Genomic DNA, 22,031 nt, shown 5'->3' with positions numbered 1-22,031 from the left:
TCATCCTATCGCGGCGACAAATTATTCTTTGAGCCGGGCTTCTAACTCGTCTAGTTCTTCACTTCCGGGTAGATGGGGAGCCAGCGGTGGGAGTTCATCTAGGCTAGCTAGCCCCATGCGTTCTAAGAAACTGGTGGTGGTGCCGTAGAGAATCGCCCCAGACTCTGCTTTTTCAACTTCTTGAATTAAATCGTGTGCCAACAGGGTACGTACCACTCCATCTACGCTCACTCCCCTAATGCCGGCAATCACTGAACGAGAAACTGGCTGTCGATAAGCGATTACGGCCAGGGTTTCTAAAGCGGGATTTGAGAGATGGGAGGTTCCCCCTTGGGTGAGGAAGTTGGCAACGATTTCTTCTTGGGCGGGGGCGGAATATAGACGCCAGCCTCCGGCCACGTTACGTAAAACAAATCCGTGAGGACGAGCAGTTTCGCCCGCATATTCGGCGCGCAGTTGCTCTAAAGCCACCTTTACTTGCTGAGGAGTGCTTTGTAGGCGCGGCGCGAGTTCCTCGGGGCTTAGTGGCTCGCTGGCTACGATCAAGATGGCTTCAAGGGCGGCCAATAGCTGTTCATCGGAGGAGTTAGTCATCTGCGGCTCCATATTCATCAAAAATAAAGTTGGTAAAGTCGGGAATTTCGCTGGTTTCTAGGGTCACATAAAGTTCTTCCAGCGCGTTTTCTTGGGTAAATTCCACGCAACGGCGCCGATAAAGCTCCAGTAAAGCTAAGAAACGGGTGACTATTTCGGTGGGGTTTTTGGCGGAACGGGTAAGCTCGCTAAAACTAGCTTTGCCGTGCCGTTTTAGCTCGGCAACCACGATTTGGGCTTGCTCTGCCAGGGAGGCTTGCGGCAAGTGCAGATGGGAAAGAGATACTTGAGGAGGGCGGCGGGTAAAGGCTTCGGCTGCCGCGCGGGCTAAATCTTCGGGGGTGAAATCCACCCGCAGCGGCGGCAAAAGGCGAGCAAACTTGGCGGGCAGGGGAACTTCCCGCGGATAGTAGGCCTGCCCTTCCCCGATGCGCTCACGCAAAAACTCTGCCACTTCCTTATAAGCACGGTATTGCAAAAGTCGAGAAAACAGCAGGTCGCGCGCCTCTAAATATTCTGGATCTAGTTCCTCAGTTTCTTCTCCAGGCAATAGCTGACTGGCTTTAATATTTAGCAAAGTAGCCGCAATTTCTAGGAACTGGGAGGCTTGAGACAAGTCCGGAAACGCCTGCATATAGGCAATAAAATCATCAGTTACCTGCGCTAATGCCACCTCGGTAATATCCAGTTTATTCTTGATAATCAAGGTGAGCAGTAAATCTAGCGGCCCGGAAAATACTTCTAATTCCAGTTCAAAGGGGGGCGCTTTCCCCGGCTCCGCATTTCCGACTAACTCGGGAGGAAACAGCCCAGTGTCCTCCCCTCCTGCCGCTTGCGGGTTATCCGAAACTGCCGGCGAGTTAGGCGGCGTCACCACGGGCAATAACCTCACGCGCCAACTGGCGATAAGCTGCGGCTCCCGGATGGGAAGGCGCAAAAGTAGTTATCGGTTCAGTGGCTACCGAGGCATCAGGAAACTTTACAGTACGGCGAATCACCGTCTGATAGACCCGATCTCCGAAAGCTTCTTGTAGGCGTTCCATGACTTCACGCGAATGCAGGGTGCGGGTATCAACCATAGTTGCCAAAATCCCATCTATCTTTAGTTTCGGATTTAGGCGGTCGCGTACTTTCTCAATGGTTTCTACCAACAGCGCCACCCCTCGCAAGGCAAAGAACTCGGTTTCCATGGGGATCATCACCCCGTGCGCCGCAGTCAGGGCGTTAACTGTCAGCAGCCCCAGGGAGGGCTGACAGTCAATCAAAATTACATCATACTTATCGGCTACCGAATGGAGGGCGCGAGCAAGCGCCATTTCCCGGGCGACCTCGTTAACCATCTGAATCTCGGCAGCGGAAAGATCGATATTGGCTGGCACCAGATCCATACCTTCAATGGCGGTAGGGTGGATTACCTGCTCTAGGGAGACATTGCGGTCAAGGAGCACATTGTAGATAGTGGCGTCTAGATCGTTACCATTTACCCCCAGCCCAGCGGTGGCAGCGCCTTGGGGATCGAAATCAACGATCAGTACTTTGCGCCCATACTCTGCCAAAGAAGCAGCCAAGTTAATGGTGGTGGTAGTCTTTCCGACCCCACCTTTTTGGTTGCACATGGCAATGATCCGCGCAGGCCCGTGGGACTGTAAGCACGCGGGCGCGGGGAACTCCGCGTCTTTCGGAGTTGGCAGGGGTATCAAACCGGGTTGAATATCGCTCACCCTTATAACGATATGACAACCTGAGAAAAAATGTTACCAAGCGGCATTCTCGTAGCCTTTTATCCCCTGCCCAATAGCATGAGAAATGTACACCTGGCTACGCGCATAAAAAATACAAGCGACAATAACCACGTAGATAGAGATTTGAATACAGCCACAATCTTCCAGGTATCCTAACTAACTTTTGGAGATGTGGCACTACGACCTGATTCGAGCAGCGGCACACAATAAGGAAATTATTTTTTCTTAGTTGGTGCGGGGCTCTAGTGAATGGGGCTCAGATTTTATCCGAGTAGGTGCGGTGGGCATAAAGTCTGGAAAATACGTCAGTATTTTCCAGACTTTGGGCAGGAGGAAAAATCTGAGCCCCACGCAACGCACAACCCCGGCACAGCTACCAACCACTACCGAGCACGCGGATGGGTCTCTTGGTAAACCTCGCGCAACAAAGTCGCGGTGACCTTGGTATATATCTGGGTGGTAGTTACATTCACGTGACCGAGTAGCTCTTGCACTACCCTGACGTCCGCTCCGCCCTCTAACATGTGGGTGGCGAAGGAATGTCGCAGGCTGTGGGGGGAGATCGGGGTTTTTATCCCCGCTTTTTCTGCGGCCTCGCGAATAATATTCCAGGCGCTTTGCCGCGATAGCCGCCCTCCCCGCAAATTTAAAAACAGTGCCGAGCTGCCCTGGCCTTTTTGCGCGAGCCCAGGGCGAGAGCGCACCAGATAGGCGTCTAAGGCCTTGACCGCGTATTCTCCTAACGGCACCAGGCGCTGCTTACTGCCTTTGCCGCTTACAGTCACCAGGGTAATCGGATTCTCTCCTAAATCTTCTGCCTCGCTACCAGGCAAAACCCCTAAATCATCCACGTCCAGGGAGCACACTTCGCTCACCCTAGCTCCCGAAGCATACAGGGTTTCTAGCAGCGCCCGCGAGCGTAAAGAAGCTGGGTCTTCCCCACTGAAGGCTTCGAGTAGGGCACGAGTTTGTGGAATCGTGAGTGCTTTGGGTAGCGGTCGCGCCAAGCGAGGATTTTCTAGGCTTTCGGTAGGGTCAGTGCCGCTTAAGCGCTCGTTTACCGTAAACCCATGGAATCCGCGTAGGGAAGCCATCATCCGGGCGATAGAAGAGGCTGCTAAGGGGTTTTTACCGTCTTCTCCGGCTGCGGCTGCCTGCAAAAACGCGCGCAAAAGGTCTGGGGTGATTTCAGTTAAAGTATGAACACTGGCACCGGCTAAATATTCGTGGTAACGCGCCAGGTCGCGCCGGTAGGAACCGACAGTGTTGTTCGACAATCCGCGTTCAATCGCCAGGTGATCTAGATATGCCCTGCTCGCCTGCTCGATTTCATCCATGCTTTTATTTTAGAGGGCGCATGCGTTTTTACCTGACTGCCACCTGCAGGAAAGTTATTTCCCTCGGCGGGATACGTCAGGGTGATAATAGAAGCACAGTTTATTTTTAGGAGTGATCTTTTATGGCTTTATTCGCTATTGAATATTTTTATGATCCCGCCGCAGCCGCAAAAATGGATGAGGTGCGCCCTGACCATCGCGCCCATCTGCGCGCCCTGCACGATCAAGGCATTGTGAAACTGGTGGGCTCCTGGGTTAATGATCCCCATCCGGGCGCGCTCATCGCGGTAGCAGCCGAATCCGCCGAGGACGCCCTGGGCTCTTTAGCGGAAGATCCCTTCTTCTTGGCCGGTTTCATTACTGATCGCAAAGTACATCAGTGGAATGTAATCATCGGAGAAATCGCCTAGCCAGTTCCCGTTTCCAGAGCAACAGGAAACAAGAATTTAGCACTTTTCAAGCAATTCATTGAGCACTTTTCAGACAATTTACTAAGCACTTTTCAGAGATTGCTCTTATTGAACCGCTAATTCACCCGGTGATTTGCTTATCCGAAACACCGTACGACAGCAAGAATTAATCTGGCGCGACTTGAACAAAGTTAACCAGCGGATATGAGCATCACCATTTGATCTGTAATACCTGGATTTATCAGGGGCAGAGCGTACGCCCTCTAACCGTCCCTCTACGCCACTTGCAGGGGTTTTATCTGGTCAAGTTCAGCCGCTGAGCGGTCACTGGCAAGATCAAGTTCGTAGCGAGTTTGTAGATTCAACCAAAACTCAGCAGAAGTTCCAAAGAAGCGCGAAAGACGCAGGGCGGTGTCCGCGCTCATCCCTCTTTTGCCGTGCACAATTTCATTTATGCGCCGTGGCGGCACTCCAATTGAGACAGCTAGTTTATTCTGGCTAAGCCCCATTTCAGTAAGAAAGTCTTCACTGAGTACTTCACCGGGGTGAATAGGAGCTAACTTTTCAGTGGTAGTCAACAATCTCCACCTCCTCAGGACCGGAGGACGTCCACACGAAACATATCCTCCACTGGTCGTTAATCCTGATGCTAAATTGTCCTGACCGGTCGCCCTTGAGCGCTTCTAGCCGGTTTCCCGGTGGAACCCGCAAATCTTCTAGGCAAGCTGCAGCACCGACTTGACGTAGTTTACGCAGCGCAGTCCGCTGGATTCGCGGGTCAAGAGAACGCACCGGCTGTCGATTCCACAGCCGCTCCGTTTCTTTGTCGCCGAACGATCGAATCATCTAAATAGTATAACGCATTCCGTTATTAACGCTAGACGTTAAATTTGAATTCGACTACGTCTCCGTCTTGCATCACATATTCTTTGCCTTCTTGACGCAGTTTTCCGGCCTCGCGGGCAGCGTGGATCGACCCGAGTTCCACTAACTCGTCAAAACCAATAATCTCGGCTTTAATAAATCCGCGTTCGAAATCACTGTGGATTACCCCGGCAGCTTGGGGGGCAGTCCAACCTTTATGAATCGTCCAGGCACGGGATTCTTTTTCCCCGGCAGTCAGATAGGTTTGCAGCCCTAAAGTATCGAAACCTACCCGGGCTAACTGGTCGAGGCCGGATTCGCTTTGCCCGGATTCTTCCAGCATTTCCCGGGCGTCCTCTTCGTCTAGTTCCACTAGATCGGCCTCGAACTGGGCATCTAAGAAGATGGCTTTCGCCGGCGCTACCAGCTTTTCGAGTTCGCGGCGCTGGTCTTGATCCAGCACCTGCTCGGCATCCATATTGAACACATAGATAAACGGTTTCGCGGTCATCAACTGGAATTCTTTTAGCAACTCTTTATCCAGCTCTTTATGCGCTGATAGCAGCTGGCCGTCCTCTAATATTGCCTGCGCTTTCTTTACTTCCGCTAACACTTCCGGCGGGGTTTTACGCCCGCGAATTTCCTTCTCTAGCCGCGGAACGGCTTTTTCTAGAGTCTGCAGGTCGGCCAGGATTAGCTCGGTAGAGATAGTTTCAATATCGGAGGCGGGATCAATCTTGCCATCTACGTGCACCACATCGGGGTCGCTGAACACCCGGGTAACTTGGCAGATCGCGTCGGCTTCCCGAATATTGGCTAGGAATTGGTTACCGAGCCCTTCCCCTTGGGAAGCGCCTTTCACGATTCCCGCAATATCTACGAAAGAAACCGTGGCGGGCACAGTTTTCGCAGATTGGAACATTTCCGCCAGTTTTTTCAATCGCGGATCCGGCAGCGGCACTACCCCCACGTTAGGGTCGATAGTGGCGAACGGATAATTCGCGGCGAGTACGGTTGCGCGGGTGAGCGCATTGAACAAAGTTGATTTACCTACGTTCGGTAATCCTGCAATCCCAATTGTTAAAGCCACGTCTCTACCCTATCGAAGGGCGAAAGCGGCAGGAAATCTGGCCGTGAAAATAGGCGGTTCCCGAGTACACCCTCGCTAGGCTTGCCTCGAAGCGACTCCCGTTATCCTACCCCGGTAAGGGTCTGCACGATCTCTGCCAACGAAGTATAGAACTCCCCCAAGCGGTTTATCGGGAGTAGCACTGCGATTATCACCATAAGCATCGCTGCTATCGATCCCCCGAGGGAGAGTAAATAGGCGGAGCGAGTGCCAGTTTTCATGACTTTCGGTACCCGGTAAATCAACGCCGCCAACCCCAAGATCGCCAGCACAGCTGCAAACGCAATAGTTCCCGACCCCATGAGGGAAAATATTCCCGGCCCGGCATCTGGAGTCAGCGTCGAATCCACGCCTTTAATCTGGGCAGCCTTAGGAGTAGCACTGGTGCGTATCTCTTGCCACCAGCGATAAAGTTCTGGCATTTGTTCACGCCAGGTAGCCCAATTATGTCCGCCTTTGCGGGTGATACTCAGTTGTATCCGGTCGCCTGGTTTAAAGGAGGCCTGCGAGAATGTTTTCGCTAATTGTAAAGAATCTTTATCTAGCCGCGCCCCAGCAACATACATATTTACTGTCCAGGGACGTTTTCCCCCCATCAGTACCGAAAGGGTATTGTCATGGAATCCAGCACTGTTACTTCCTCCCCAAGATCCCACAATGGGTTGATCATAGCCGGAAAGCACTGCACTAGTTCCAAAAACGTCCCCGTAGAGAATCCCTAAGCGGGCACTGCAATAAGCTCCAGAGGAGTTCCCTGTAATCATCCAGTCTTTTCGTTTATCAGATACATTAGGGAAGCTAGAGCGCACCATTTTGGGAATATCGAAGCTGAGCCAGGTGGCGGTTCGTACCCCATTTTTCACATCAGCACAGGTAGGAGCTTTAAGCCCAACGTTTCCTTCCGGAATAACCACAATGGTGGGAGCGACCTCTCCGCTATCAATTGCCGTTTGCAGATTATTAGAAAAATCGAGGGCAAGGGCGACCGATACCGGAGATCCCGGATATCCGTGGATAAACTCTAAAACGTTATAGGTGGTGGTTTTATCGGCAGGATCATACCCCTCCGGCGTCCACACGACAACCTGCTCTTTTACCCCAGATTTTGGCCCGGAAAAAACCGTTAACTGCCGACCCTTTGTCAGGGGTTTAAAACTAGGTATCCATTCTTCTTGTCCCGGCAAGGCCGGCGAGGTCAAGGGATTTATTTTTTCTGAGGCAGCGGGTACGCGTTTGCCTGCTTTCCCAGATTCCTTTGCGACTATGTTTGATCCCCGCTGGGTATCACTGATTCTCACTTTGGTGTCTTGCTGATTGTTAACCATACGCCACAGCTCAGAGGGGGTGGACACGTATTGCATCGGCAAGTTAACCAGCAAGCCGACTGCTACCACCTGGATGACGGCTATCAATAAGACCGCCAAAACCGAGCGTATATAACGCCCCGGTTTGCGAATTATTTGCGGCAAAGCAAGCAGCAAGACGACAGCTACTAGGCAAAAGAGGGTAACGAAGGATAGTGAGGTCAGCACGATTACCTCTAACAGGTGTGCCCCGGATCGTTGGTGCGCCGACGGTTGTCGGTCTTTATCATCCCGGCTTCTTTGAGTTCTTTACGCAGGGGCAAAGGCAAAGCGAAGGTTACTGTTTCCCGCTCGGTTTCCACTTCCTCTACGTCCTCAAAACCCCATTGCGCTAGCTGCGCTAAAACTTCTTTCACCAGCACTTCTGGCACGGACGCTCCAGAAGTTAGCCCCACGGTTTTAACCCCGTCAAACCAGGCCGCATCCATTTCGGAGGCTTTATCTATGCGATAGGCGCGCTGAGCCCCGCCTACTTCGGCTACTTCTTTTAGTCGCACCGAGTTCGAGGAATTAGCTGAGCCCACTACCACTACCACCTGGGCTCGTTCTGCAATCTTTTTTACAGCCCCCTGCCGGTTTTGAGTGGCGAAACAAATATCTTCACTGGGGGGATCACTCAATTCTGGGAATCGTTTCCGCAGTCGTTCTACGGTTTCTCGGGTTTCATCGAGGCTTAAAGTCGTTTGCGATAGCCACACCACTTTTTCGCGGTCTCGCACCTGCACTTGGTTTACGCTTTCGGGATCGCCTACTACTTGGATATGGTCGGGAGCTTCCCCTTGGGTGCCTTCAACTTCCTCATGTCCTTCGTGTCCTACCAACACAATGTCATAGTCAGCTTTGGCAAAACGCAGGGCTTCGCGGTGCACTTTGGTCACCAGCGGACAGGTGGCATCGACAGTTTTTAGTCCCCGCCGCTCAGCTTCTTCTCGCACCAGGGGCGATACTCCGTGGGCGGAAAACACCACTCGCGCTCCGGTGGGGACTTCATCGAGTTCGGTTACAAAACGAGCACCTTTGGCACTTAACTGTTCGACCACGAACTTGTTGTGCACGATTTCTTTACGCACATAAACTGGGGCTCCATAGAGCGCTAAGGCTTTTTCTACTACGTCGACCGCGCGATCGACTCCCGCGCAGTAACCGCGCGGGGATGCCAAGAGTACTTTCTTCGTTGCCACGTCCCTATCCTACCCAGGTATTTTGTTTCCCGCCGAACCGGTGAGAAGGCCGACTAGTACCTGCGGGTAGAATGAAGCGGTGCACACAAATCCTCAGGGTTCACAAACCCCGCTGGCTCCTACGGCTGCCCAAACCACTCGGGATAACCCGTGGCCGCTGTCTTTGCTGACCGCTAATATCAAGAAATATGTGAACCGAATGTCGCCGCTGTGGGTGAGCGGACAAGTCGTGGAATATAAACGCCGTCCGGGCGCGCGCATGGCTTTCTTTGTTCTGCGGGACACTAACCAAAGTACTTCGATGACGGTGAAGTGTTGGCCCACGGTTCTGGACTCGGTGGGGGCAGATTTTTCCGAGGGCGCGCAAGTTGTTGTGTATGCCAAACCCGATTTTTATGAGGGCTCGGGTTCTCTTTCGCTGATGGCTAAGGAGATCCATGCAGTCGGGGTGGGCAACCTGCTTGCCCAGATTGAGGCACTGCGTAAGAAACTGGCCGCAGAGGGTCTATTTGCTCAGGAAAACAAGCAGCCGCTGCCGGTGATTCCCCGCAAAATCGGTTTGATTGTAGGGCGCAACGCTAAAGCCAAACAGGACGTAATGGTGAATTCTTTGGCACGCTGGCCACTAGCCGAGTTCGAGGTGCGGGAAGTAGCAGTCCAAGGCCCCACTTGCGCCGGCGAGGTAAGTAAGGCGCTAGCCGAACTGGACGCCCTCCCCCAGGTAGAGGTGATTGTGATTTCCCGCGGCGGCGGCGCAGTCGAAGATCTGCTGCCATTTTCTGAAGAATCTTTAGTGCGGGCAGCGGCGGCGGCACGCACCCCCCTAGTTTCTGCCATCGGGCATGAGGAGGATGCGCCCCTGCTAGATTTTGTGGCTGACTATCGGGCCTCTACCCCCACCGATGCGGCGCGGAGAATTGTCCCGGATTTACAGGAGGAATTGTTGGGGGTCCAGGGCGCCCGCTCTCGTTTGCGCACCCAGATGCTCGCTCTCTTAGATCAACATTTAGGGAAGTTAGCCCAGTTGCGTGCCCGCCCGGTCCTGGCCGATCCTAGCGCGGTTATTGCGGCTCAGGAACATTCTTTGGCACTAGAGGGTCAACGGCTGCGTTTTCGTTTTGAAACCCAGCTGGAAAACCAACTTACTTCCCTGCGCGGATGGCGCGATGCTTTGATCGCCTATTCTCCCCAGGGGATTTTAGAGCGTGGCTACAGTATTTTGCGCTCACCTGCCGGTGGGGTGATTAATTCGGTATCGCAGGTAAGTAAAGGCGATCTGCTGGAGGCGATTTTCGCTGATGGCACCGCAGTAACCAAGGTTTTTGGTACGAATCAGAAAAAAGCTTAGGAGGCAATGATGAGTGAAGAAAACATAGAAGTTCCGGTGGCAGAACTTTCCTATGAGCAGGCGCGCGAACAATTGGTAGCCGCGATTGCCCAGTTAGAGTCGGGCAAGCTGGGACTCGAGGAATCTTTAAAGGTGTGGGAGCGCGGGGAACAACTCGCGAGCCACTGTCAATCCTTCTTGGATGAGGCCAAGCAACGTTTGGAACAGGCTAAACAATCGGAATAGTCATGACTACCAGCGAGGACGATCCGGCGCTTGCCACCGGGGTTAAGGAACAGCTATCGGAGGGCGCAGACGCGGGGTCCTTAGCAACTTTCGACAAAGATTCTGCTACCGACAAAGACACCGCAACTGGCGAGCACCTGCCTTTTGAGTTGGGGCATAAGCTGGGCTATCACCGCTCCGCTCCCCTGACTGCCTACCAGGTAATAGATTATATTTTTGTGGTAATCGCCGCGGTTCTAACCGTGCGTCTGGCTTGGATCCTGCTAAAACATGGTTTCCAGCTTTCTCTGGTGATTCTGGTTTATTTAACATTTTTCTGGGTACTCTTGGCTTATCTGGCGCTGCCGCGTCTGCATCAAATAATGTCTTCGCTCTATGTTCCGGATTATTACATTGGGCGTTCTAAAACTGGGGATGGGATTTTGGGGGATCCCATTAACCTGGCTTGGCTGGGGGAAGATGATGATATTCACCTGGCGATGCAGGCAGCCGGTTGGACGCTGGCTGACGAGATCACGCTTTCTTCTTCTTGGAAAATTGTTTTGGCCAGTGTTTTTAAACGCTCTTATCCGGCGGCTCCGGTTTCTCCGCTCTATCTTTTTGGCAGGAAACAAGATTTTGCCTATCAACAAGAGGTAGACGGTAATCCCAGTAAGCGGCACCATGTGCGTTTTTGGAAAGTTCCCGAGGGATGGAAACTGCCGGGAGGACTCCAGGTTGATTGGCTGGCGGCGGCAACTTTCGATAAAGCAGTCGGCTTATCGCTGTTTACTTTGCAAATCACTCACAAGATTGATGAGAACATCGATATTGAGCGTGACCATGTAGTGGATACCGTCCGCGAAGCCTGCACCAGCGTAGAGGTGGAGGTGATTCCCGATGCTACCAGCGCCTATCACTCGCGCAATGGCGGAGGTGACCGGGTGCAAACCGATGGTAGCTTGCCGGTGATTGAAGCCAACCTGGTAAGCGAAGAACACATAAATCCGCACGAAAACTTGGCTTTGCAACACAAAGGGTATTTGCGTTCTTCCCGCGAACAGACAGAAAAGAAAAAGAAGCGCCGGCTACTGCGTGACCGCGAGGTGCCGGCAACTTCGTTGGCTTGCGGGATTACTTTAACCGCGTTGCACGCCCTGGAACTGGCGGTTGTTGGTTATATCTTGGCTGCGAACCCGAAATACGCTGATGATTTGGGCTTTTCTTTTTACCAGACTCGCCTGGCGGGCTACGGTTTCATGGCGTTAGCGGTGTTACTGACGGCGCTAATCGTGGGAACTTTATCTCACCAAAAATGGATGCGCCTAGGCTTGCTGTTGGTACTTACGGCAACGATATTTGTGCGCATGATGGAGTCTTTGGGGATTGAGGGCGCGTCTGGTACTCCCCTGTGGATTACTTCCACTACCCTATCGGTGCTGGCAATCTTGGCGATTACTTCTCCGGCTGCGCGGCGTTGGGTGAAGGTAGAGTAACCAGCGGGTTCCGCCGCTACCCCTAGCTTTTAGCCAAATGCAGAATCAGCACACCCACGTTATTACTCTTACGCGAGGGCGAACTCCACTCCCTACCCCTGTTGCCTGGGGTGGGGAGCTACTGGCTGCTGGTTATTTTCTTCTTCTTTCGGCCAGGGTGATTACCATAGCCACTGCTAGAACTAGGCAGCCGAGCAGGAGCATTTCTAGCGATCCGGCGTATCCGGCGAGTGGGAGTTTGCCTTCCGGGTAGTTAGTGACGGTCAGGGATTTATCCCCGCCACTAACCGTGTTTACATCACCCTTGCCGCTGATAACGGTCACTTTCCCGTCCCCGGCTACCTCAAACTTCACCGGCTGCGGCAACAGGGCATATCCCGGGTTGGTGCTGATCTCTGTTAGCACATAGGTTTGCCCCGGGAACACCTTGAATTTCTTTTTACCGTCCGTGCCGGTAATCAAAGTTTCAGGAGGGGTACTCGCGCCTTCTTGGCTAAGTTCAAAGACCACGCCCTCCATCGATTTATTCGCGTCATCTTTCTTGTTTAGCTCGATTTCTACTTCTGCCAACTCGTTATAGCGCACCACCGTAATCACCGGGTTATCCCCGGTAACCTTAACCGGAATGGGTTTAGCATCTTTCCGGTAACGGTCAGGTGCCTGAGTCTCTTCCAGCGTGTATTCGGCACCGAAAGTAAGACCGGTAAAGGTAGCCAACCCTACCTTGTTGGTAGTCATTTCCTTCTTAGTACCGTCTGGGCCGGTAAGGGTAAACTTTGCCCCCGCCAAAGCTTTACCAGTCTCCTTAGCCAGCTTAGAAACCGTGACACTACCGGTGTTCTTAGTGTTAGGCACTTCCATAGTCACTAACCCGGTGAACCCTTTAAGCAGGGCATAATCAGATATTTTCACCGATATCGGATTCGACTTAGCGATATAACCGTCAGGAGCCTTCGTTTCTTTCAAAACATAGGTCTTATCCGCATCCAGATTAACTTTTGCGGGTACCTCAACTATGCCCTCACGATTGGTTTCCAAATCAGCCGCTAACGGGGTTTTCCCATCTGAGTCGAACAAAGTGAACTTCGCGCGCGCAAGCGGAATCACCACATCGAAGGAACCGGCGACTTGGGCAGGCCGTTTAACCGCTCCCCGATCTTTATTCTCGGACACCACCATATCGGCAGCATCTTCGCTAACCCCTTTCACCAGAGGCTCAAACTTGAAAACCTGCAACCGGGAACGACTATTATCTACTGTCCAAGTCAGCGTCTGCTGATTGTAATCATCAACGGGGAAAGTCTTAGCCACCCCATTAGTCAGATAATAACCACTGCTAGGCTTGGTTTCTTCCGCCTTATATAGGCCGCCGGTAAGACCCACGAACTCAATCTGGCCTGCCTGATTAGTTTTAGCGGTTACGCACGGCGCCTTAAACTCAAACTTCCCGTGCTCATCCGTAGTGGCAGGATCGCACGGGCCTACTGGCCAGGATCCATCCTGGTTTTGCTTATAGAAAGTAAACTCCGTATCCGCTATCGCCTTACTGCCGGTCTCCGCCTCAGGATCGACCTTGGTAATCAACAACGAAGATTTTTGTTTCTCCTGCTCGTTGGGAACCGCCAACAAATCCTGCACCGCCAGCTTTTGACCTAACGCGTCTAGCAGTTCACCGGCAGTATTAATCTGGAACTGCAGCAAAGCTTGGTTCAAAATATACCCATTAGGAGCCTTAACCTCCTGCAAGGTATAAACCTGGTTTAACTCCAGATCATCCAAAATAACATTCTTTTGACCATCAGTAGCAGTAGTGAACTCCCTCGGATTAGGGTCACCTATGGTCCCCTTATACAGTTTGAAGGTCGCGCCCCCGGTAACTACTCCATCACCGCGCTGCCACTGACCAAAGCTTTTACCCTTACGGTCCATGCCCCGCACGCCCAGCTTAACCAGTTCCACCCGGCCCTTATCATTCTTCAGCACCCCATCATCACCAAGCTTTAAATCCAGCCCGCGGGTAGGAGTACACTCTGACTTTGAACAACGAGTAATCGTAAAATCAATCGGCTTAATCGGCTGCACCAAACCAGGGGTCTTACCCTCAGTCAGCTGCCACTTCCCCGCCGGAAGATTAACGAACCTAACCTCGCCATCGGTATTAGAACGCACCGTAATCGCCGGCGAATTAGGAACATAAGGATCCTCTTCTAGCTCATATTTTCCTGAATAATCACGAATCGGTCTGCCCTGTTCGTCACGCTTAAATTGTTGTACCGGTTGCGGAGTGACCGTGAACTCGATACCGGCCAAGGGATTGCCGTTTGCATCTACTTTCTTGAAAGAGACTTTTCCTTTAACCGGCTCAATCGGCTCCCAGCGGCTAAAGTTCTTAACCGTCCCTAACTTAATCTCATAGGCTTTCCGCTGCTTATTGAAGTTTTTATCGCTGAAATGCGCAGCTTGCAACGTAAACCCGGTAGCAGAAATTATGTACCCATCGGGAGCCTCCAGCTCGCGCACTACCCAACCAGGCCGCGCCTTAACCTCCCGGAATTCAACTTTCCCATCCTGATCCGAAAGCGTGGTTGCCTGCAGCACGCCCTCTTTATTAAATAAACCAAACTTAGCCCCCGCCAACGGTTTTTCGGTGAGAGTATAGCCAATCTTGCCGTCTTGCTGGGTATAGCTGCTCCTACCGTACCCGGTCTTTTTCAAAACGATATTGGAAGGTGGAGGAACCAGGGTATTGATTACCGAGTTAGAGTACAGCTCGGAGGGACGGGTACCCGAGTAGTACAAGAAATCGTTGATCCCCTGTTTACCAAAGTTTTCTTGTGAGCGCGGATCCGCCCCTTTAGGGCCGGCAATCATCGGTACCGTAATCCGCACTTCACTGCGAGCTTCCTGCTGGGCAGTACTAGCAAACTTCAGAGCTGTAACCTGCCCACAAGCATCATCATTCTGCCAGTTAGCGCCGGGTAGCTGCTCCTTAGTTAAACCCTGGTCACAGGTATATTGGATTGTCCACTTTGACGGGGTCTTTCCGTCCGCCATCTCAATACTGATATTTCGCGTAGAGTCATACTGGTTATTCAAAGTAGAACCTTCACGGGCAGGAGTACCTGCCACCGGTAACAAATCGTAGATTATCGGGTTAGTTTCTGCCTGTTTGCCGTATGATACCCGCAACTGGTAATCAAACGGGACTCCCGCTGCGGTCTCGATCTTTCCCCCCCAGGTAGCATTTTTCTTGCTTTGTCGAATCAGCTTACGAACATAAACTTCACTACCTGCCGATACCTGAGTGGTATTAGCGGCTTTCGACCAGATTCCTGGCCCGGCCACAGGATCCGGATCCTTTTCTGTTGGATTCAAGTACTCCCTAATCTTCCCGTCTGCGCGTGCAAACGCATCATTAACCATGTCCCCGTCTGCAACCCGATTGGAAACGTAGGTTTCTAACTGCCCCACCATATAAACATCACGCGGGTCAGACACCTGATTCGCCCGGAAAACCACTGCAGTCCGCCCGGTGTTATTCCAATTACTAACAATCTCGTAACCCGCGCCCGGCAGCGAGGCAAAAGCCTGGGTCATAGCAACATTTTGCAAATCCAGACCTGGCGGCAACACATCCACTAACTGGAACGAAGTCAGCGGTTCCCCATAATCAGTTTCTACCTGGGCTCCCACCGTATAGACACCAGTCTTTCCGGTTACAGTTTTGGTTTCATAGGTGTTACGTTTGAGAGCCTTGATGGTCTTTCCTTCCGGATACACCTCGATTTGCGCAGTCGTGATCTTTTCCCCAGAACGCGCCTGGTTAGATAACGGCCCCCCGCAACTATCCTGCTTCTGGGTTTTGCATAGCTGCTGGGCGCTATCCCGCAAACGAGTATGTATCCTGGTAACAGTCTTACGCCCGGGCTCCGCCTGGACTCTACTGGTCCAGCGCAACCAAATATTCGAGTACTTCTGGGTAAGCTCCTCCGGCAGCTCTATCCTGCCCGCAGCGGAAATATCTATAGAATAAAGCACTTTGTACTGATCTTTTGCCCCGGTGGGACTAAGGATTTCTAACTTCCCGCCCACGAAGAAAGGATCGGGAGTAACCGCCGTATAGTACAGGCGCCTATCCAGCTCCCTGTCCTCAACATTAACTACCCCGGAGGTGGAGGTGGTGTTGAGGGTATTAATAGTCCAGTCGATTTCCTGCTGGCGTCCGTTCGCCGTATCGAATAATACTGCCTGCCCATACCGCCAATACGGTCCGTCCGCTTTTTTATCCAGGGCGGTACCTGTGGGATTAGTTTCTACTGGTTTATAAAACACAAAGTCCGTTGTCGCCTGCCCGGTAATCGGAGCCTCGTTGGGGCCGGCTTCATGGGGAGTAAGCACATAACTAGCATCATTATTTATTCGGGTTTTTTGCTTCGCCCCCGGGAAATGCAAACGCACGCTCGCTAAAGAAGCATCCTCAGAAAAAATCGTCCGCTCTGGGTCACGATAAATAATCTGATCACCGTTTTGCGTCCACTTCAGATCATTCTCTTTCGGATTGAACTGGGCACGCGCCTGGCTACCGTCCGCCTTGGTATAGACCGGTAGCTGATCAGTAATGGTAATACCCTTAACGTTCCGGAATAATCCCCCGGGAATTCCGAAGGTAAAGGTAACCGCATTTTCCCCGCTTTCTGCCACATTGCCCTTATCATCTTGCGTGTAGTTGCGACAGGTTGAACGGTAACAGCCCACAGTCTTTTCGAACTGGGGCATCAGGTAATAGCCTTCCAAATTAACCGGACCGGTCTGAGAACTAGCAGCCGGCTTCACCGGGAAAAGACCATCGCCGACCTTTTCTAGCAACGTGGCTTTAAGCGGAAAAGAACCATCCGCGGGCGTCACCCGTTTCTTTAAACGCCAGTGAATCGGAATCGTAACTCCTGTATCACCACCAAACTTGGGTTTAACTTTCACATCCAAGACCCCGGGGGCGACTACCTTTGCGGAAGTAAAGGAGGAACCGGGCGAGATCCCTGCTTCCACGAACTCTACCTTTTCGGAATCGAAAGTTATCCGGATAGTTCCGTTCTGCAAAGTCGCCTGCGCATCTCCCCCATAGGTAAGGTCAGTGCGCAGCTTATTACCAATTTGCTCCCGCAAAGTATCCGAAGCCGGGTAATTACCGTCCCCATCCTTGGGTTCATTCATTAACCGCCCCACTAGCCCCAAATAAGCATAGGTTTTATTCTTGAGTTCGGCTGGTATCGGCTTATACACGAACTTAAGATTTTTATCTATCCCGTCTAAGGGAACGGTCTGCACCGCCGGCAGCGAATATCCCTCAATCAGGGGAGGTACGACATCGTACTCATGCGCCCCATTAGCAGTATCGATTACCTGGTCGGTGGGCTCATGGAGGGGATTACCATTTTCATCGACATATTCTGCTTTAACCCGCGTGTCCACCAAAATAATGATCTTTCCGGGAACGGAGGCTACTCCCGCAGGATTCTTACCCGATTCCGGCCGCAAATACAGCGGGCCGGGGACGTACAATATATTGTCTCGAAAGTCACGATCAGCTGTCAGCATTTTTACGGTTCTTTCCAGTTCTTCCTCAGGAACTGTGAAAACTGGAGCGCGAACCTTGGTATCAGCAAAAACACCTCCCTCAATTTTCCTAACCTTGCCCCAGGAATCCGGAATCTTCTTCAGATTATCCGCATTGGCAAAAACGGCGCCGCCAAGCAACTCTACCTTTCCCCAGTTGTCCGGAATCTGGGTTAAAATACGGTTAAGTGAAAAAGCATTGTCACCAATCTCTTTTACTTCCCCCCAATCCTCGGGAAGGGAACGCAGCTTATTATCAGAGAAACAATAATATGGAATCTCGGTAATTTTCCCCCAAGTTTTTGGTAGTGCAAGCAACTGATTGGTATCAAAGGTTTGTCTTCCCAGTTCTGCAACTTCTCCCCAGGAAGCCGGTAATGAACGTAGTCTATTTCCCTGGAAAGCGTTGTCTCCCAGGCTGGTAATCTTGCCCCAACTCTGCGGCAGGGAAGTGATTTTATTCGTAGCAAAAGCATTATAGGGAATATACGTTATCAGCCCCCAGGGAGCATCTATTTTAGTTATTTGATTTTGGTAAAAAACTTCTTTCCCTAGAGTATTTACTTTGCCCCAGGAATCCGGCAAAGCGGTTATCTGATTATCATTAAAAGCCTTTTCACCGATTTTAGTAATTTTCCCCCAAGAAGCCGGAAGCGATCTCAACTGGTTACGTGCAAACGTCAGCTCTGCTACTTCGTTGATTTTCCCCCAATGTTTCGGAAGAACCTCTAACTGATTATTATAAAACGCTCCCACTCCAACGCTGGCAACATCCTCCCAAGATTCCGGAAGACTAACCAGTTTATTCTCCGAGAATGCATATCTACCTATAGTTTTAACCGACCCCCAGACAGGTAGCGAGGCAATCTTGTTACTTGCAAAGACAAAATTGGGTAAGGAGGTAATCTTGCCCCAGTAAAGAGGTAAAGAAGTAATTTGATTGCTAGAAAAAGCGTTCTCTCCCAGCTTCGAGACATTTCCCCAAGAATCCGGCAGCCTAGTCAGCTTGTTACTACTAAATGCGCTGTCTCCGATATCGTTAATCGGCTCCCAGACAGCTGGTAGAGAAACTAGCTTATTACTGCTAAACACCCCAGAGGGCAACGAGGTAATCTTGCCCCAAGAGTTTGGCAGGGACGTCAGCTGGTTATCAGCAAAGGCGTTCCCTCCCAGCTTCGAGACATTTCCCCAAGAATCCGGAAGGGACTGCAACTTGTTGGACCAGAACGCCCATGTTCCGATCTCAGTAATTTTCTCCCAAGATTTTGGAATCGACTGCAGCTGGTTAGACCAAAAGACTTCTTTCCCAATTTTGGTAATCTTCCCCCAAGAATCCGGAAGTCGCGTCAACTTGTTAAACGTGAAAACATCATCATTCAGAGTTTCAATTGAGCCCCATGAATCTGGCAGCTTTGTCAGCTGATTGCCATGAAAAGCTGCTGATCCAATATCGGTAACTCTTTCCCAAGACTTAGGAAGTGAAGTTATCTGCTGCCCAGAAAATGCACCTGATCCGATCCTGGTAATCGATCCCCAAGACTCCGGGAGCTTGGTCAGCGGGGAAGTCAATTTACTACTACTAAAATTATAATCACCAATCTCTGTGATCGGCTGCCCCTTGTCCCCAAAGGTCGGCCAACACCACTCCTTTTTAGTATCTCCTCTCTCGTGCTTTTCTTTACCACTAGAACTAAACCCGGTAATAGTTCCCCCGTTGTAGGTGAAATCTTTTACCTGCCAACCCGGACAAATAATTTGCTCTGGCCAGTCCGGGCCTACCGCGACCTTGCCTTTAACAGTCTTAGTGCGACCCTTAGAATCAGTGGCAGTGTAGTAAATGTCGTAAACGGCATCTTGCACACTGGTATCAATTTTTTCGGGAGAAACCTTTAGACTTTCTGTAATATCCTTACCATCGGTGTCTTTCGCGGTCACTCCCTTAAATAGGGCCTTTGCAGAACCGTCATCACCATGTGGAATATGCTTGTTTATCTCTCCGCTGATAGTGGGAGAAAAATCGGTTTTCTTATAGGTAAAAGTAACCTCATTCTTCGCACCCTTTTCCGGCGTGAACTTTTTAGAGGTTTCCGTAGCCTCATAGCCAGCAAATTCCGGTGCCTTAATCGTGTTTTCTTTACCCGCGAAATAGACCCCGTCCGGTTCAGTAAACTCACTTTGCAAAATCTGCCGGCCACGCAAAGGCTTACCGGAGCCTTCCTCCACATATTTAATGGTGATCGAGACCGCGTCCTCCGCAGCCACCTGCCCAAAACCAGAATCGTACTTTTGGGAAGAAACCGCATCCGGGAGCTTAGATTCCCCCTCAGCCTTCTCTAGGATCACCCAACGCCGATTATTGGCAAAAACCTCCGAACCAAAATCAGTAACAGTTTTAGGAACCTGCACCTTGTCAATTCGGTTGCCACTAAAGGCTTCCTGCCCTACCTTCTGCAAGTTGGGCGGAAGGGTGATTCCCGAGAGCTGGTTGTTGGCAAAAGCACTAGCCCCGATCTCGGTCACATACCGAGGTAACTCCACCGTTTTCAGCTGGTTGTCACGGAAAGCGTTATCCGAAATCTTAGTCAAGCGCTTAGGCGGATTACTGGTATCATCCGGACGCTCATCAGTAATCTTTAGCGTTTCCAGCTGGTTATTAGTAAACGCGCCATCACCGATTTCCTCCACCGTCGAAGACTCAAAAACCTTGAGCTTATTCCTCTGAAACGCGCCCGCCCCAATAGTTTTCAATCCCGGCGCACTAAGTTCCGCAATCTGGTTATCGTAAAATGCCCGGTCCGCGACCTCAGTCACCGAAGCCGGCAAAGTGACCTGAGTGAGTTCCTGCCCCGAAAACACCTCCGCCGCGATCTTGGTGGTGCCATCAGGGATGGTCAGGTCATGCTTCTTTTTGAGTTCTTCCTTACCCTTAGCAGTCAGACCGGTGATTTCCGTTCCGTTATAAGTAAAACGAGGGTCGCTCAGAGGCGCCCCCTGCCCCAGCGGAGCCGGGCTACGCAGCTCCTGCGGCACCCCCGCCGACAAATCCTGCAAACTAAGCAGCCCCGCAACCCGCTGCCCAGAACGCACCGCCTTAGCCATCCCCGACTGGGAAGCAGCAGATACCGAAGAAGCCTTAACCGACTGCGATTTCGCCGATGCCGTAAGCGGAACCACCACCAACAAAGTGGACAACAAAAGCCCTAACCCTGATAGCGAAGCCACTAACCGCCTACTCAGCACCCTACTAGTCAAACCTAAACTCCCATATAACAGGGCAACCGCCCCATAAGGCAGCCATCCAGCTTCAACACATCTTTAACAATGATAGTACATTAATGGATGTGCCCTCAAGCGCTCAGAGGACTCAAAAAGCTGAAAATAGCACCGGAACCAGGGTGTTCAAAAGGGTTATTTAACCAGGGTTTCCCCTATTCGAAAGGGGTAACTTCCAGCAGCTCTACCTTAATATTCTTGCCGTTAGGAGCCAGATAATCTACGGTATCGCCCACCTTATGCCCCATAATTGCCTGCCCCAGGGGAGCATCCGGGGAATAGACATCCATATCCACATCGGGGCTAGCCTCGCGCGAACCCATCAGGAACTTCACTTCCCGCCGACCTAGAGTAGCCTTCACTACCATGCCTGGTTCCACGATGCCATCATCGGCCGGAGACTCACCCACCTCGGCGTTCTCAATAATTTCCTTTAACTGCAAAATCCGGGTTTCATTCCAGGACTGCTGTTCCCGTGCCGCATGGTAACCGCCATTTTCTTTCAAGTCGCCCTCCTGGCGGGCTTCATCAATTCGGCGGGCAATTGCGGGACGCTCTACTTCTTGGAGATGGCGTAGCTCTTCTTTTAGACGGTCATAGGATTCCTGGGTCATCCAGGTTTTATCTGCCATCGTTTTCTCCTCAGCTCAGAAATAAAAGACTGACCACGCTGAGCGCGGTCAGTAAAACAGCAGGTATCAGTGTAACAAATTGCCGCCAAAGTTGCTATTACAAAAGCTAATAACTGCTAGCAAACAAAAGCACAGGTCAAACCAGCACCGCGAAATAGGCGGCGATACAAATACAGGTCCACCCCGCCACCGTACCCGCATGGAAAATCTCGTGATAGCCAAAGTAGCGGGCATTCCTGCCCGGCCAACGCAGCCCATAAAACACTGCCCCTATCGAATAGCTCAGTCCCCCCGCTACCAGCAGCCAGATAAGCGCCAATCCCCCAGCTTGGCGCAGCGACCCCATATAGCCAAGGGCAACCCAGCCCAACAAAATATAGATAGGAACATAAAGCCAACGCGGAGCGCCTGGCCAAAATATCGAAAGCAGGATCCCCGCCAAGGCACCCAGCCATACCAGTAGCAAAAGATTTCTAACCTGCGGATAAGGTAGCAGCGAAACCGCTATCGGAGTATAAGACCCCGCAATCAAAAGAAAAATATTGCAATGGTCAAGACGACGCATAACTTTAAACGCGCGTCTACCCCAATTAATTCGGTGATAAAGCGCGGACACCCCGAAAAGCAAGAGCGAACACACCAGATAAACAGTGCAAGCCCAGCGTTTACCGGTCGTATCTGCTAAACAAATCAACACAATTGAAGCCACCAGCGAAAGCGGAGCAGTAACTGTATGAATCCAACCGCGCAATTTTGGTTTCGGTAAAGCATAGAAAGATTCCTTTACCCGAGTTTTCACCTGCACATATCTTCCGTCATCAGGAGCCATCCGTCCTCCTCAGGT

General features: G+C 51.5%; 16 protein-coding genes. 4 read left to right on the top strand and 12 right to left on the bottom strand.

Annotated features, from left to right (window positions below):
* Positions 1–21: 21 nt before the first annotated feature.
* From scpB to xerD, 4 genes are all read right to left on the bottom strand, one after another.
* Complete coding sequence (gene scpB, locus EFB02_RS08220) at positions 22–594, bottom strand: SMC-Scp complex subunit ScpB (protein WP_122821106.1); 573 nt, start codon at positions 592–594, stop codon at positions 22–24.
* Complete coding sequence (locus EFB02_RS08215) at positions 587–1,471, bottom strand: segregation and condensation protein A (protein WP_160115406.1); 885 nt, start codon at positions 1,469–1,471, stop codon at positions 587–589. The genes scpB and EFB02_RS08215 overlap by 8 nt, the downstream gene beginning before the upstream one ends.
* A complete protein-coding gene (locus EFB02_RS08210; protein ID WP_122821104.1) occupies positions 1,455–2,315 on the bottom strand; it encodes a ParA family protein in 861 nt (286 codons plus the stop codon). The genes EFB02_RS08215 and EFB02_RS08210 overlap by 17 nt, the downstream gene beginning before the upstream one ends.
* A 404-nt stretch (positions 2,316–2,719) precedes the next feature.
* Entirely contained in the window at positions 2,720–3,673 is a 954-nt protein-coding gene (xerD, locus tag EFB02_RS08205; RefSeq protein ID WP_122821103.1) for a site-specific tyrosine recombinase XerD, read from the bottom strand.
* Positions 3,674–3,795: 122 nt separating this feature from the next.
* Between xerD and EFB02_RS08200 the strand changes: the two genes are divergently transcribed.
* On the top strand, positions 3,796–4,083 hold the full coding sequence (locus EFB02_RS08200) for a YciI family protein (protein WP_122821102.1): 288 nt from the start codon (positions 3,796–3,798) through the stop codon (positions 4,081–4,083).
* Positions 4,084–4,358: 275 nt separating this feature from the next.
* Here the strand turns inward: EFB02_RS08200 and EFB02_RS08195 are convergent, their stop codons facing one another.
* The 5 genes from EFB02_RS08195 to EFB02_RS08175 form a co-directional block, all read right to left on the bottom strand.
* On the bottom strand, positions 4,359–4,661 hold the full coding sequence (locus EFB02_RS08195; RefSeq protein WP_122821101.1) for a HigA family addiction module antitoxin: 303 nt from the start codon (positions 4,659–4,661) through the stop codon (positions 4,359–4,361).
* On the bottom strand, positions 4,648–4,929 hold the full coding sequence (locus EFB02_RS08190; RefSeq protein WP_122821100.1) for a type II toxin-antitoxin system RelE/ParE family toxin: 282 nt from the start codon (positions 4,927–4,929) through the stop codon (positions 4,648–4,650). Before EFB02_RS08190 ends, EFB02_RS08195 begins: the two co-directional genes overlap by 14 nt.
* Before the next feature lie 31 nt (positions 4,930–4,960).
* Positions 4,961–6,037, bottom strand: a complete 1,077-nt coding sequence (ychF, locus tag EFB02_RS08185; RefSeq protein ID WP_122821099.1) for a redox-regulated ATPase YchF — start codon at positions 6,035–6,037, stop codon at positions 4,961–4,963.
* A 101-nt stretch (positions 6,038–6,138) separates the two neighbouring features.
* Positions 6,139–7,608 (bottom strand): alpha/beta hydrolase, encoded by a 1,470-nt coding sequence (locus tag EFB02_RS08180; protein ID WP_122821098.1) that lies wholly within the window; start codon positions 7,606–7,608, stop codon positions 6,139–6,141.
* A gap of 8 nt (positions 7,609–7,616) precedes the next feature.
* Entirely contained in the window at positions 7,617–8,621 is a 1,005-nt protein-coding gene (locus EFB02_RS08175; RefSeq protein WP_122821097.1) for a 4-hydroxy-3-methylbut-2-enyl diphosphate reductase, read from the bottom strand.
* A 79-nt stretch (positions 8,622–8,700) separates the two neighbouring features.
* Between EFB02_RS08175 and xseA the strand changes: the two genes are divergently transcribed.
* From xseA to EFB02_RS08160, 3 genes are read left to right on the top strand one after another with little or no spacing between them, the layout of a single operon-like run.
* The gene (gene xseA / locus EFB02_RS08170; protein ID WP_234992800.1) at positions 8,701–9,969 is read left to right on the top strand and encodes an exodeoxyribonuclease VII large subunit; all 1,269 of its coding nucleotides are present in this window, start codon (positions 8,701–8,703) and stop codon (positions 9,967–9,969) included.
* 9 nt (positions 9,970–9,978) lie between these two features.
* Positions 9,979–10,194: an exodeoxyribonuclease VII small subunit gene (locus EFB02_RS08165; protein WP_122821096.1), complete on the top strand. Its 216-nt coding sequence runs from the start codon at positions 9,979–9,981 to the stop codon at positions 10,192–10,194.
* 2 nt (positions 10,195–10,196) lie between these two features.
* Entirely contained in the window at positions 10,197–11,669 is a 1,473-nt protein-coding gene (locus EFB02_RS08160; protein WP_122821095.1) for an LssY C-terminal domain-containing protein, read from the top strand.
* Positions 11,670–11,801: 132 nt separating this feature from the next.
* On the opposite strand, the gene EFB02_RS08155 is transcribed toward EFB02_RS08160, so the two are convergent.
* The 3 genes from EFB02_RS08155 to trhA all read right to left on the bottom strand — a co-directional run bounded on the left by EFB02_RS08155 (position 11,802) and on the right by trhA (position 22,016).
* Positions 11,802–20,504: a SpaA isopeptide-forming pilin-related protein gene (locus tag EFB02_RS08155; protein WP_122821094.1), complete on the bottom strand. Its 8,703-nt coding sequence runs from the start codon at positions 20,502–20,504 to the stop codon at positions 11,802–11,804.
* A 206-nt stretch (positions 20,505–20,710) separates the two neighbouring features.
* Entirely contained in the window at positions 20,711–21,187 is a 477-nt protein-coding gene (gene greA, locus EFB02_RS08150) for a transcription elongation factor GreA (protein ID WP_122821093.1), read from the bottom strand.
* Between the two features lie 136 nt (positions 21,188–21,323).
* A complete protein-coding gene (trhA, locus tag EFB02_RS08145) occupies positions 21,324–22,016 on the bottom strand; it encodes a PAQR family membrane homeostasis protein TrhA (protein WP_122821092.1) in 693 nt (230 codons plus the stop codon).
* Positions 22,017–22,031 lie beyond the last annotated feature (15 nt).

This window comes from Varibaculum vaginae (assembly GCF_900604285.1).
Lineage (GTDB): Bacteria > Actinomycetota > Actinomycetes > Actinomycetales > Actinomycetaceae > Varibaculum > Varibaculum vaginae.
Note: the sequence above shows the minus strand (reverse complement) of the source record. Positions and strands in the feature narration are given on the sequence as shown.

What these genes read in the sequence shown, in the direction of transcription:
- scpB (WP_122821106.1), bottom strand. Translation starts at nt 594, where the DNA reads ATGACTAACTCCTCCGATGAACAGCTATTGGCCGCCCTTGAAGCCATC.
- xerD (WP_122821103.1), bottom strand. Translation starts at nt 3,673, where the DNA reads ATGGATGAAATCGAGCAGGCGAGCAGGGCATATCTAGATCACCTGGCG.
- EFB02_RS08200 (WP_122821102.1), top strand. Translation starts at nt 3,796, where the DNA reads ATGGCTTTATTCGCTATTGAATATTTTTATGATCCCGCCGCAGCCGCA.
- EFB02_RS08190 (WP_122821100.1), bottom strand. Translation starts at nt 4,929, where the DNA reads ATGATTCGATCGTTCGGCGACAAAGAAACGGAGCGGCTGTGGAATCGA.
- EFB02_RS08165 (WP_122821096.1), top strand. Translation starts at nt 9,979, where the DNA reads ATGAGTGAAGAAAACATAGAAGTTCCGGTGGCAGAACTTTCCTATGAG.
- EFB02_RS08160 (WP_122821095.1), top strand. Translation starts at nt 10,197, where the DNA reads ATGACTACCAGCGAGGACGATCCGGCGCTTGCCACCGGGGTTAAGGAA.
- greA (WP_122821093.1), bottom strand. Translation starts at nt 21,187, where the DNA reads ATGGCAGATAAAACCTGGATGACCCAGGAATCCTATGACCGTCTAAAA.
- trhA (WP_122821092.1), bottom strand. Translation starts at nt 22,016, where the DNA reads ATGGCTCCTGATGACGGAAGATATGTGCAGGTGAAAACTCGGGTAAAG.